We start from the raw sequence: 13,166 nt of genomic DNA, 5'->3' as shown, positions 1-13,166 counted from the left end.
TTTTTGTGTTACAAGCGTGCGTACTGGCAACAATACTGTGCGGGTTTTTCGGCATCATCCTCAAAAAAAACCTGGTGATGAAGATTGTTTCAATGGATGTGATGAGTACGGGGGTGATTGCCTTTTATGTGCTAATTGCATCACAAGCGGGATTATTTACTCCCATTATTTCTGAGGTAAAAAAAGCTGCTTATGCTGATCCTGTTCCCCAAGCAGTGATTTTAACAGCGATCGTCATCGGTTTTTCGATTCAGGCTTTGATGCTGGTTGGTGTCATGAAGTTGGCACGGGATAATCCGACGTTGGAAAGTAACGAGATTGAGAACAATAATACGCCATGAATACCATTACTATTGCTTGGGTGGCAATCCCATTTTTTTTAGGGTTCATTATTTTTCTAGTTCCCAAACTTAACCGACATTTGACGCTGTGGGGTGCGATCGCATCTGCGGCTTATGCAGTGCAACTATTTCTAGAACCATCACCTCTAAATCTGAATTTACTGGATAGTTTTGGGATCACTTTAGTAGCTGATCAGTTAAGCGCCTATTTTATCTTAACTAATGCTCTGGTAACGGCTGCTGTAGTCCTCTACTGTTGGGGTAGTGATAAAACTGCTTTTTTCTATGCCCAGATGATTATTGTGCATGGTAGCCTGAATGCGGCCTTTATCTGTGCAGATTTCATCAGTTTATATGTGGCTTTAGAGGTCAGCGGTATTGGTGCTTTTTTGTTGATTGCATATCCCCGGAGCGATCGCTCAATTTGGGTAGGTTTACGCTATTTATTTGTTAGCAACACAGCCATGTTATTTTATCTGGTTGGTGCAGTGCTGGTTTATCAAACACATCATTCCTTTAGTTTTGCAGGTTTAAAGGGATCACCACCAGAAGCCTTAGCGTTAATTTTTCTCGGACTATTAATTAAAGCGGGGATATTTGTATCTGGTTTATGGCTACCTTTAACACATTCAGAATCAGAAACACCAGTTTCCGCCTTACTTTCAGGAATCGTCGTTAAAGCCAGTGTTTTACCCTTGTTGCGTTGCGCTGCCATTTCCGAAGAAATTGATTTTATAGTCAGAATTTTTGGAATAGGAACGGCTTTTATGGGTGTATCCTATACCATCTTTGAAAAAGATACCAAGCGTCTGTTAGCATTTAGCACTATTTCCCAGTTAGGTTGGATACTCGCTGCACCAGCAGTAGGTGGTTTTTATGCCCTAACTCATGGACTGGCAAAATCATCTTTATTTTTGACTGCTGGTTCTTTACCCAGTCGCAATTTTAAAGAACTGGAAAATAAACCTATTAATACTAAGATTTGGATGGTCTTAGTTATCGCTAGTTTATCAATTTCTGGGTTTCCTTTGTTGTCAGGTTTTGAAGCTAAGGTGTTAAGCATGAAAAATTTAGCATCTTGGCAGTTTATAGCCATGAATGTGGCAGCAGTTGGCACAGCCATAGCTTTTTCTAAATTCATCTTTCTCCCTCATACAAAAGAAGAGGAACAGAAAGCAAAACCGGCTTTTTGGCAAGTAGTAATATTTTTGATTACTAGTTTAGTTGTGGCAAATGTTGTCTACCTGAAAGCCTATAATATTGCCGATATAATTAAAGCGATTGCAATTATCGGCGTTGGTTGGTTGGCATATCATTTGATTTTCAAACGGTTAGCAATATATCTACCCCGTGTATTTGAAGAATTTGATCATTTGATTGGTGTGATGAGTTTAACTATAATTCTGCTATTTTGGATGGCATTAGCATGATAGAAAATGTGATATTAAGACTAACAATTTGGTTTTTGCTCACTTCTGATTTTAGTGTAACCAATATTATTATTGGAGTAATCATTGCGTTTATTTTACCACGTGGTTACACATCTCGAGCAAAATTAACAGAATGGTTAAAAGTTTTATTTCAAGTATTGGTTGCAACTCTTGTAGCTTTTAAGGAAGCATTTGAAATTATTTTATATCCCCATAATCAGGAAGAAATCATCCAAGAAGAAGTTAAACATAAACATTCTTCACTGTTGGTTTTTATGGATATATTTTTGATTACATTTACACCGAAAACCATAGTTGTAAATCACAATAAAAAAGGATTCTACGAAGTTCATAGAATTACTAGAAAAGGTAAATAATTATGAATTTTGAAATTGTTGTACTAGCCATGATTGCAGCTTTGCTCATCCCCATTTATGAAGTATGGAAAACTGATAATACTTGGCAATTAATGTTAGCATTTGGTAGTATTTCCAGCAAGGTATCAATCATTATTCTGCTCATATCCGTGATGCGTGATGACTGGATGATTGGCGTGGTAGCAGTGATTATTTTAAGTGTAGGAAATGCCGGATTCATGTTATTAGCACATATTTTGAGAAGGTTAAATGAAGCATGATTAATATTATCAGTTATACCTTGATAGGTATCGGCATCTTTTTTTGGTTTTGGGGAACTGCTCATTTAGTTAGTAACAAATCAGTCCTATTCAAATTACATGGTCTTTCGGTTGCTGATACTCTTGGTTCCATGCTTATTATTGTCGGACTATTACTAAAAATACCCAGCGAATGGCCATTACTAATTTTAGGCATTATTTCCTTAGCAATTTGGAATACCATGCTTGGTTATGTAGTAGCATATTGTTCAACTGAAGAGGCAAAAAATGAATGATTCTTATCTCTATATAATTATTGCTTTGTTACCCTTAACTGCGGGGATGTTAGTAACTCAAGTTAACCCCTATCATGCTTTAGTAATTCGTGGGGTATTAGGTGCAGTAGCAGCACTGGTAGATGCTGTTTTAGGTGCAGGGGATGTGGCTTTAACAGAAGCATTAATGGGTACGGTTTTATCTATTGCCCTTTATGCTATAGCTGTACGTTCTTCTTTAGTTTTGCGTCTTGGTGTGATTGAAGATCAATTAATAGAAAAAAATCAAGAGAGCAATTTTCAGGAACTTATCAACGACTTCCGCAGCATTTTTAGTAAACATTATATGCGTTTGGAAATCGTACCTTATAACAGTAGCAAATGTTTGCAAAAGGCGTTAACGGAAAAAGAAGTTCATGCTACCTGTGCGTCATTAGCACAAACTGATCAAGCACAAGAAACCTATCAAACTGCAATTCGAGTACAACGCATCTATAACATTATAGAAAGTGAACTTTCTTCACCAAACACAACTTTAACTTATATCAATGTTTTAGATTCAGGAGATAAGCATTCATGAAATGGGTTTATATTTTAGCGGGAATAGCTTTGTTTGTAAAAATTTTGCTCATGCCTGATTCAGCACCTAACTTATCAGATATTTCCATTGTGGAAACAGTAGTTAAAGAAAGTGGTGTTCCGAATGCAGTATCAGGTATTATTTTCCGAAATCGGCTATATGATACTATTTTTGAAGTGGTTGTATTTAGTATTGCCATTCTCGGAGCTAATTTTTTACTTGCTAATGAAACTCCATCCTGTACAATCTATCAATTCAAAGATAAACCATCCATCATTTTAGCTCGTTTGGGAGCAACAATTGCGGCATTAGTAGGCATTGAATTAGCAATTAGAGGACATTTAAGTCCGGGTGGTGGTTTTGCTGCTGGCGTGGCGGGTGGAACAGCGATAGGATTAATAGCAATTACTTCATCATATCAATGGATGCAGGAGATTTATCAACGTTGGCACGCTGCTACTTGGGAGAAGGTTTCGGTTTTGGTTTTTATTGTATTAGCAGTGATAACTTTATCGGGAATAGAGTTACCTCATGGGGAGTTAGGAACGCTTTTTAGTGGTGGAATTTTGCCAATATTAAATATCCTTGTGGCTGTTAAGGTAGCCTTGGGTTCTTGGGCGGTAGTTTTGATTTTTATTCGTTATCGGGGTTTGTTGTGATTGAATTGGATTTATATGGACAATATTAATATAATGGTGCATGGCATAGATGTCATCAGGTAGATGTTGCTAATCAACTAGAAAAGTTAGTACCGTTACCGATAAAACATCTAGCATAATCTTAACATCGCTTTAACTGCGTTAATAAAATCACAATTTCATCCATAGCTTTTCTAACTACACTTGCAGGTTGTTCAGATTGATTTACTATCATACTAAAAACCAAAGGCTCATAATTAGGCGCATTTACATATCCTGAAAGGGAAACTACACCAGTCATAGTGCCTGTTTTTGCTTGAACGATTCCCTCAGCAGATGTGTTCTGAAAGCGATTTTTTAAAGTTCCACTCATACCTGCAACAGGTAAAGAATCACGAAAAACTTTAGCTTGGGAAGATTGATTCATACTTTGTAAAAGTTGTACCAAAGCTGCTGGACTGATTAAGTTTTTGCGAGATAACCCAGAACCATCTACAATAATATAGCTTTCTGGATCAACTCCTAATTCAGTTAAAGTAGTCTTTAAAACTTGCAACCCTACATCAGCAGTAGTTTTATTTTTTGGTAATGGTTGTTTATTAGCTAAAGTTCTGAGTAAAGCTTCCGCATATAAATTATTACTATTAATATTCGTTTCCACTAATAACTCAGACAAAAGTGGAGATTCAATAGCTGCTATCTCTTGTTCATTTTTACTAGAATTTCTGCTAAAAGAGGTTTGTTTAACAGTAATTCCCTGTGTTGCTAAACTTAGATGGAAATGTCTTAAAAAATTTTCAATGGGATTAAAAACAGCCAAAGCTGTGATATCAGGTTTAGAATTGACAGCTAACTGTCCTTTAATACGTAATATTTGCCCCTTTAAATCACGGGTAACTTCCACATAACCTAGTTCATCTTCTTGAGTAGTTACAGAATTATTTTCAACTTTCCACCAATATGATTCTATAGGTTCAGCCCAATTAATTTTTAGAGGTTGCCCGATATTTTGAGGTGATAATGTTAATACAGAAGCATTCTCATTCACAATCAAACTGTTAACTGGTGCGCCATAATAAGCCTGTACATCTTCCCATTGCCAACTAGGATGAACAATTTCACCTTGAAAATAACTATCATCAGCAATTAACTGCTTAACTTCACGAATACCTTTTTGATATAGTTGTTTTGCTAATATTGTTAATTGAGTATTCTTTAAACTAGGATCTCCTCTACCAACAACACGTAAAACACCATCACCATCTTGATAAATAGAAGTACGAATGCGAAAATCTTTCCCTAATTTTTGCAATGCAGCAGCGGTAGTAAATAACTTGGCATTAGAAGCGGGAATAAAGTATTTATTGCTATCTAGACTATAAATAGTTTTTGTAGATACGAGAGGTTTGACTAAAATTCCCCAGCGCATTCTATTAAATAAAGGACGATTAACAACGGCATCTATAGATGACTTAAGTTGATTAGAGCAGGTTAACTTTGTATTAGTAACTGGTGTAGTTTGTGCTTGAACTACTTGCTGATTAACACCAACTTGAATACCAAGAAATAGAAATATCAAACTAATAGAAATTTTAGACTTGCTGAAATTACAAAATATGGCTACGCCACGCAAGCTATCAAAATTTAAAACTTTGCGCCTCTGCTCCTTCGCGTCTCTGCGCGAAACATAATCATGCAACGTCAAAATGTTCTTATATATCATGTTATGTCCACTAAATTTAAGCACAGTTGAGTAAATTTGAATTGAGTTATGCAAGCTTGAAGTTTACCAATTACCCATTATGGTTATCTATTTGGGTGCGTTGTTGACCTTTTTGGAAGTCTACATAGGCACTCTTCCATTCTATAAATATATCTAAGAAGATGTTTTAAAAGTGGTGACTGATGTATTAAAAACTTTAGATTAGGGCAATCAAGGAATTGAAAGTTTGTTCTTTTCAAAATCATGAAAGACGCAAAGAAGAGAGTTATTTTTTAATTAATTGGTAAGTCACGTAAGTAGTAAAATTTATCGGTTTTCCGATCACTTGATTTAATTCTTCCTAAATATCCCGTGAGGGGTGATGATAGTTCTATTAAAATTTCATACATTTCTCCTGGTTTTAATGGTTGTGGTGGATTTGAACCAAAATATGCACCATGTAAAGTGTCAACTCCAGCAGATTCTATTCCTGAATTTTGTAGATAGTTTTTCACCAGTTGGATAATATGAGATCGCAATTTAATCTCTTTTTCAACTTTATCAATATATTCATTAATTTTCTCGTCAGCTAAACCATAGGCTGCTTGTTGTAAACACTCTTTAAGTTCTAACAAGTTGATTGAGTTTTGATACTTGTTTTGTAGTTCTACTAGATTCTGCAAAGTTTCTGGACGAATCATATAAATTCCATTATTTACTGTAGTTAATAAAGCATCATTGGTTAGTTCTCCAGCAGCAACAATTAATTTAAGACAATTATCATACTTTTCTTGAAGATGATTTTTACCTAGTTGTATTAATTGTCCTGGTGTTTTACTAGGGACTTTTTCTGTTTTAGTTGCTTTACATTCTCCTACTACTTGATAAGGATACTCGCAATAAAAATCTACACCACCAGCACCGCCTAATTTATCAGGATCTAAGTTAGCTTTAGAATTTGTGTTAGAACAAGAAAAACCTAATTTAACAAAGCTTTTGCGAACTAGTTTTTCAAATTCGTTACCATCACTAGAATTACCAACATCAGCGATTGTTTTTATCCAATCCAGACTTTGATCTAATTTTGGAATAGGTGGAACACTATACCAGCCTAAAAATTGCTTAATTTCGTGATTTAGCTGTTCAATGTCTTGATTAGTTTCTGAAAGAGTTTGACATTGAAACTGTAAAGATTCCATATTTTTATATGGAGAAATATTTTCAGATAAAATTAGACTTTTCCGTTGGCTAAAACTAGAATCAGAAACCACAGGAATATCATTTTCACTTGCATTGTTTATTATATCCTCAGATTTATTCCAATAAAATGAACCTGTATCTGTTGGTATATTAACTATGCAAGATTCAGAAAGATAATAAACTCGCAATATCAATAATTTGAGAACTTTATGCTGTTTAAATATATTTTCTAAAGCAGTCAAATTCCAAATTGTTGATTGTGCAATTTTCGGTAAAAGGTACTTTTGCTCAGGATTAATACGCCATTGATATTCACAACGCGCCCAAAATTTAAGATGAATAGGGTATGTTGAATATTTAGTTAAAGACTTTTTAGCTTTTTCTAAATATTCAGGTTGATAGTATTCCTCTAAGCTGAGATTATTTGGAAGTTTTTGACATGGATATAACCAAAATGATTTACCTTCACTTTGAAACTGCTTGAAAGGTACTACAATCAATTTCCCTAAAGCCAGCATTTCCACATCAAAAACTGGTAATTGAATTCCGTTAATTATCTGAATACTCATATCACATCGGCGCACTTAAAATTTCACAAATTAATAGATTATCAGCAGCAAGATTTAAATCTTTAACAAATTGTTTTACTTCTTCTTTAGTAAATCCATAGTCTTCAGCTTGTTCATAAATTTTCTGAATTGCTACTAGAGATTTAATATCATTTTTTTTCAACACCACCACCTCACCTCCCTGTTCTTTTTCCAGTTTTTCTTTCAGCGCATATCCAATTTTCCAACTTCTCGGAACATCAGTAGAACGGATTAAACAACCACGAGTAAGTCCGTATTTATGGTAGTTTACTAACCTCGTCATTACTGCATTAAAGGTTTTACCATTTGTAGTTTCACATATTCTTACACCGATTTTGACCTGACACTTATGCAAACAGTCATAACCAGAGATAATAAAATGTAAATCATGTGTTGCATCAGAAATTTTTTTCACTTCTTGAATTACTACATTTGCTGTACCACCATTAGGAATCATATTCATGGCACAAGTTATAATTGCTGCTAACTGATCATCATCCTTCATGGGTATACGAATTCGTTTAAGCAACTCCTCGTGCTTCTCCAAAAAAGTTTTCTTTTTCTTCTCATCTTCATTTTCTGCTGGTATAAATGGAGGAATTATTTTAGGTAAATCTGGTCTTTGAATTATGACTTTTTCAAATTCATCAGCACACCATTTCATTAGAGAACGCGCACCAGCAGATTCACTAGCAATATGTTTAATTTTGCTTTCGTCAAAAGGATATAAATGAGGATAATTTTCAGAGTTAAGACTATTATTTTTGTAAAACCAATCTAGTCTGAGCTTAACCAATTCTATAGTCTGTTCAATAGTAGGTGGTTTGGCTCTAACCGATCTTTGACCAACTCGATCTGGGATACCACTTCCCATTTGTTCAATTTCTCGCCATGTGTCACTAATAACGCAGCAAATAAGAATTACATTACTACATTTAAGGTAAATTTGATCGATACATTTAGCAACAGTTTGAGCAGGACTATCTCCAGAATCACTATCAGTACCAGCACTATCGAGTTGATCAAAACAAATTAAAACTGGCAATGATGCTATTTCAGCTAATTTGCAAATTTGTTGCATCATCCAGATAGATTTATCTTCTTGTAAATCAACTGAAAATTCAGGTAATCCTAATTTTTTAGTTTCTGAATGATCCTCACCTTTAATCCAAGCTAAAGCAATTTGAGCAACTTTGACATTTTTTAAAAGCAAAAATAATATTGCTCTAATAAAATTGAAATCAATTCCAGTTTGATTTTCTAATATCGCTTCAACTAATTCATCAAAAAATTCTGATAAAGTAGCTTTATTTTGACTTGCTACAATATATTTTCGTAATTCATCAGGTGAATAACATTTATTAATATAGCTTATGTATTTATCCTCAAATTCTGTTCCTTTTAAAGTATTAATCGCTGCTGCTGCTAATTTTTGCCATTGGGTAATTCCTTTACTATCTTGATGAGTAAAACTATCAGCCAAGTAAAATCGTACATGAGAATTAATTCGTTTAGGATTAGCACAAGGACCTATATAGGCAAAAACAGAACCTCCTTCTTGTGTTATTTTTTTCCATAACCTATGGATAATATGACTTTTACCAGTACCTCTATCACCTTTAATTGCAATTCCAATTTTGGGAGAATACTTTTGGCGTACTTCAGTAATGGCATCAAAAATTCTTTCATCAATATGTTGATTAAGTCCAGGTAAATTAGTGATAACTTCGCCCCAAACCTCGTTATCTGTAATTACTGGAATCAAACTAAAAGGATTTACAGATTTTTGACGTGCTTGTTCAAATAAGGCATATATATCTGTATTTGACATGATTTTTCTCTACTTTACTTTTATCAAGGTTTACTAGCGAAGAACAGAAGACCTCTAATTTCACTGTTGATAGAGTCTTGTTTTTGATCTTCCGTTGATCCTCGTGCTTCTCCACTTTGAAGATATAACAATTGCTCTGCTTGCATATCCATTATCCAAGTATTAAATTGATCGCGTTGCAACCGATTTCCTACCTCTTTACGTATCTGCCAAATAGGAACTAACCCAGCATGGCTATAGCTTTTGTCTAACTTGTCAAATAAATCAAGAATCTCGGACTTAAACTCCTCATAAGAACCAATTAACTCATCTTTAACCCCATTGCCTGAAGCAACCGGTGCAGCAACTACATCAATTTGAGCTATCCACCGTAACAACGCATTAGCAGCCCAAGTCCCAACAATATTCCCCTCAAACTTAAAATCACCACTACGCAAGCCCGCACCCAATACTTCTAAACCTATTGGTGACGTGAGAGTATAACTGACTGTATTGCCTTTTTTGGAAATTGCGATCGCACTCTGTGTTTCCAAATCCTCTAAAATACCCTGATAGTCGGTCATTTTCTGACCCTTAGACACTATCCGCTTGCTTAATTTACCCCTAGCCACTTTCTGCTGATTTGCTCCCAAATCCCACAACGCAAGCAGCAAGCGTGTTTGAGCGTAACTCGCCTGTAAATCCTTTGTCTTTGGACTCATGATGATGTGTGTTAAATAACTAAGATTATTATAATAATGATTGTATTATTCATTGCGTCAAAGCCAAAATATTGTTTATTTTCTAGATATTGCTGACAAATAACTTAATTTATCAACCTAAAAAGCAACCGAGAATTTACGTAATTAATAAATTAACCCATCACATAATACAAAAAAAAGTGTGATATTAGTTATTTAATAAGAAAGATGTTTTTAAAGGTTAACCTTCAGCCATAACTTTTAAAATATCCTCTTATAAAGACAAAAATCTAAACTCAATTCATTATGAAAATAATGGCTCAATATAAATGATAAAAACACATATATATTTTGTATAGCTATCATATTTTTATTTTTTAAGTTGTTTATAAATCGCGTTTAACTTCATAATTACTAATGAATAGTTCTTTACCTTTAGCAGCACCACTTTGTTTATAATTATTCATCCCATACTGTAATTCCCATTCGTAAATATTTGCCCATTGAAAATTATCTATAATTTGTGGTGAATCGTCATAAGTAATTAACCATTTGTGAGGACATGATTTTAAATCATCAGCAAATTTTTCATGATTAAATCCAGTATGTAAATTTCCTTTTTTTCCATATAATTTAGATTTTTCAGCTTTGAAATATGGAGGATCTAAAAATATGAAAACATCTTTGTCTTCTGCATTTAATATTTGACTGTAATCTAAATTAGTAACTTTTATATCTGCTGTTAAAATATCTGCTAATTTCTCCAATCTATCTATAGATGAATCAGTAAACCTGCTATGAAAAGCTTCCATAGAAAAACCACCTGATTCTACAGTTCCTGAAAAAGTAATTCTATTAAGAACAAAAAAGCGTACTGCTCTTTCTAAATCTGATAAACTATCAACATCTACAGTAGTTAAATCTGAAAACAATAATTTTCCATCTTGATATTTTTCTTTGACATAACGAATCTCTGCAACTAATTTAGATAAATCAGATTGAGCTAAATACCAAAAAAGAAATAATTCTCGGTTTAAATCGTTAATCTCAATCTTTAATTGAGGATATTTTTGTTTTAAGTAAATAAAAACAGAACCACCACCAACAAAAGGTTCTCTAAATTCTGAAAAGCTTTCTGGCAAATATTCCGATATTTGCTTAATTGCTCTTGATTTTCCACCAGGATAACGGAGAGGACTTTTAATCATAACGAAATGATATTATATAATTTTTAGGTTTTTATCAATTCTGTAAAATGTATGATTTCAACAGTTAATGTAAAATCTTTTTAGGTAGCGCCTAAAATATTATATATTTTGAATGGCATATCTACTGTAGAATTAGCCTATTAAAAAATTTACCAAATCAGCTTATGACTCGTTCAGCACCTTATCAACCTTTATTATTGCGACTTCTGCATGGTGTCAGTGGAATTTTAGTAATTGCTGCCATAATTAGCGGATTCTTAGTTTACAACTCCTTTGACAAACGATTTGGTAAAATTCCCATTCCCAAAATTGATCCAATTCAAGATATTCATGGAACTGTAGGTTTATTTTTTTTAATTTTATTACCAGCTTTTGCACTTTATAGTTTTCATGCTGGAAAAAAGCGCCTACTACAAGCAGACTCTATCCAAAAACTCACTCAAGTGGGCAAACCAATTTGGTGGGTAAGTCTGCAACGTTTAGCAAATACTCTAATGCTTATCGCTTCAGTTTTAGCGGTGACATCTGGCAGAATGATGAAAGAAGAATGGCTACCAATAGGTGAACTTGATCATATTTGGTATTCTTTTCACCTCATAGCTTGGGTGATTATGGTTTGCTGTTTAGCAATTCATGTTTTGATGTCTAGTAAAGTCGGTGGTGCGCCATTATTACTGTCAATGCTGTCATGGAAATTCCGCCCAGAAGAAAGTCCTAAAAACTGGTATAGTCGTTTCCGTAGTTGGTTGAGTAATTTTCGTAATAATTTTCAAAATGAAAATAATTTATCTCTGAAAATTATTGAAGCGATTGTATTAATTGGCATCATAACTGCATTTGTGTCACCGTTATTTTTTTCTGGTGGTGAATCATAAATTTAGACATTTCTCTAAAGAGGCTTGCTGATAGCGTGGCGTAGGCCATAAAAGTCTTTGCGTTAGGGCTAGGAGTCAATTTAGCGTAAAGAGCGAAATATAACTCTTCCTGGATTTTCTTCTTGATTAATTCGTGTGTATAATCGCAGACAAGTTAAAACTTCTCCTGGTGTACCGCCACAGTCTAGTTGTAGATCATCTTTAGTATAAGCACAAACATCAGCATACAGTCCTGATAATTGCTTAATTCGCACGTCATGTCCTGCTTTGATGGCTTTATTGGCTACTTTTTTGAGGATGCGCCGTGATTCTTGTTGTAGCTTTCCCCACCATGAATAACGCTCGGCTGGGGGGACAAATACTAAGGAATGTATAGCTTCATCTATGTCAATCCAAGCACGTAAATTTAAAATTGAGTCAGTATTTTCACTGGTTTTTTGGATACGTTGCAAGCGATCGCTCAATGCCTCAATATATAAATGGTGATGTTCTGGCTTGTCATGTAAAGAAACAACATCAAAACTAAACACACTCTTTAAGGCATGATGTAAGTCAGGTTCTATCTCAATCAACTTCATATATAGAAGTACAAACCCTGCTGGTAAATGCAAATCTTCAGAATTATATATCTGGGCAATTTCTGACTTTAAAAATACTTTTTTTGACAAACATAAACCTCTAGCTTTAACAGCACCATTTAACCCTGGATAGATGATTTCATCACGGATAAATGGCAAATGATAAAGATTTACATAATCTTCTGAAGCACCTAATTTTTGAGCTATTTCTAAAGCCCGATGTCGCCAATTAGTAGCTAAATCTTCTGGAACTCGCAATAAATAGCGGTGAACTTCATTCCATAAATCAGCATCATTTTGACTTTGTAAAGGAGAATTTCCTAGATAAAAATTAAGTTCTAAGTCAGAGTTGAAAACCTCACGTAAGTAAATTAATTTGAATTCACCACTAACCTGAATCTCCGTAACAGGTGTCGGTTCTAAAAGGTCGTGAATTTCTTGCAATACTTGTTCACATACCTGATTTCCTGGGTCTTCTGGGTATTCTATCTGCGCTTTATTTAAGGCTGCTTCTAGTCCGTATAAACTAAACCTTAATACTTGGGCTAATTGTGAGTTTTCTGTTGCTAATAGTTGCTGTAAATGCTGCATGATGGCATTAAGAGGGAGGGTAAAACGCAGA

Annotated in this window: 14 protein-coding genes; 8 read left to right on the top strand and 6 right to left on the bottom strand. The window is 34.3% G+C overall.

Features of this window, described 5'->3' with window-relative positions:
- The first annotated feature begins 5 nt into the window (after window positions 1-5).
- From VB713_RS20630 to VB713_RS20600, 7 genes are read left to right on the top strand one after another with little or no spacing between them, the layout of a single operon-like run.
- The gene (locus VB713_RS20630; protein ID WP_323313377.1) at window positions 6-341 is read left to right on the top strand and encodes a cation:proton antiporter subunit C; all 336 of its coding nucleotides are present in this window, start codon (window positions 6-8) and stop codon (window positions 339-341) included.
- Window positions 338-1,771 carry a cation:proton antiporter gene (locus VB713_RS20625; RefSeq protein WP_323313376.1) on the top strand — a complete coding sequence of 478 codons (1,434 nt, stop codon included), beginning with the start codon at window positions 338-340 and terminating at the stop codon, window positions 1,769-1,771. The genes VB713_RS20630 and VB713_RS20625 overlap by 4 nt, the downstream gene beginning before the upstream one ends.
- Window positions 1,768-2,148 (top strand): cation:proton antiporter, encoded by a 381-nt coding sequence (locus VB713_RS20620; protein WP_323313375.1) that lies wholly within the window; start codon window positions 1,768-1,770, stop codon window positions 2,146-2,148. The genes VB713_RS20625 and VB713_RS20620 overlap by 4 nt, the downstream gene beginning before the upstream one ends.
- Before the next feature lie 2 nt (window positions 2,149-2,150).
- Entirely contained in the window at window positions 2,151-2,408 is a 258-nt protein-coding gene (locus tag VB713_RS20615; protein WP_323313374.1) for a hypothetical protein, read from the top strand.
- The gene (locus tag VB713_RS20610; protein ID WP_323313373.1) at window positions 2,405-2,683 is read left to right on the top strand and encodes a monovalent cation/H(+) antiporter subunit G; all 279 of its coding nucleotides are present in this window, start codon (window positions 2,405-2,407) and stop codon (window positions 2,681-2,683) included. The genes VB713_RS20615 and VB713_RS20610 overlap by 4 nt, the downstream gene beginning before the upstream one ends.
- Complete coding sequence (locus VB713_RS20605; protein ID WP_323313372.1) at window positions 2,676-3,242, top strand: DUF4040 domain-containing protein; 567 nt, start codon at window positions 2,676-2,678, stop codon at window positions 3,240-3,242. The genes VB713_RS20610 and VB713_RS20605 overlap by 8 nt, the downstream gene beginning before the upstream one ends.
- Window positions 3,239-3,901 (top strand): Na(+)/H(+) antiporter subunit B, encoded by a 663-nt coding sequence (locus tag VB713_RS20600; protein WP_323313371.1) that lies wholly within the window; start codon window positions 3,239-3,241, stop codon window positions 3,899-3,901. Before VB713_RS20605 ends, VB713_RS20600 begins: the two co-directional genes overlap by 4 nt.
- Window positions 3,902-4,022: 121 nt before the next feature.
- Here the strand turns inward: VB713_RS20600 and dacB are convergent, their stop codons facing one another.
- The 5 genes from dacB to VB713_RS20575 all read right to left on the bottom strand — a co-directional run bounded on the left by dacB (window position 4,023) and on the right by VB713_RS20575 (window position 11,091).
- Entirely contained in the window at window positions 4,023-5,603 is a 1,581-nt protein-coding gene (gene dacB, locus VB713_RS20595; protein ID WP_323313370.1) for a D-alanyl-D-alanine carboxypeptidase/D-alanyl-D-alanine-endopeptidase, read from the bottom strand.
- A 272-nt stretch (window positions 5,604-5,875) separates the two neighbouring features.
- A complete protein-coding gene (locus tag VB713_RS20590; RefSeq protein ID WP_323313369.1) occupies window positions 5,876-7,351 on the bottom strand; it encodes a DUF1802 family protein in 1,476 nt (491 codons plus the stop codon).
- A 1-nt stretch (window position 7,352) separates the two neighbouring features.
- The gene (locus VB713_RS20585; RefSeq protein WP_323313368.1) at window positions 7,353-9,203 is read right to left on the bottom strand and encodes a hypothetical protein; all 1,851 of its coding nucleotides are present in this window, start codon (window positions 9,201-9,203) and stop codon (window positions 7,353-7,355) included.
- Between the two features lie 23 nt (window positions 9,204-9,226).
- Window positions 9,227-9,904 (bottom strand): hypothetical protein, encoded by a 678-nt coding sequence (locus tag VB713_RS20580; RefSeq protein ID WP_323313367.1) that lies wholly within the window; start codon window positions 9,902-9,904, stop codon window positions 9,227-9,229.
- A gap of 365 nt (window positions 9,905-10,269) precedes the next feature.
- Window positions 10,270-11,091: a DNA adenine methylase gene (locus VB713_RS20575; RefSeq protein ID WP_323313366.1), complete on the bottom strand. Its 822-nt coding sequence runs from the start codon at window positions 11,089-11,091 to the stop codon at window positions 10,270-10,272.
- Between the two features lie 164 nt (window positions 11,092-11,255).
- On the opposite strand from VB713_RS20575, the gene VB713_RS20570 reads away from it, so the two are divergent.
- Window positions 11,256-11,966 (top strand): cytochrome b/b6 domain-containing protein, encoded by a 711-nt coding sequence (locus tag VB713_RS20570; RefSeq protein WP_323313365.1) that lies wholly within the window; start codon window positions 11,256-11,258, stop codon window positions 11,964-11,966.
- Between the two features lie 80 nt (window positions 11,967-12,046).
- Here the strand turns inward: VB713_RS20570 and VB713_RS20565 are convergent, their stop codons facing one another.
- A complete protein-coding gene (locus VB713_RS20565; protein ID WP_323313408.1) occupies window positions 12,047-13,135 on the bottom strand; it encodes a hypothetical protein in 1,089 nt (362 codons plus the stop codon).
- Window positions 13,136-13,166 lie beyond the last annotated feature (31 nt).

The sequence above is a fragment of the Anabaena cylindrica UHCC 0172 genome, assembly GCF_034931625.1.
GTDB lineage: Bacteria > Cyanobacteriota > Cyanobacteriia > Cyanobacteriales > Nostocaceae > Anabaena > Anabaena cylindrica_A.
This window is presented reverse-complemented; position numbering and strand designations above follow the sequence as displayed.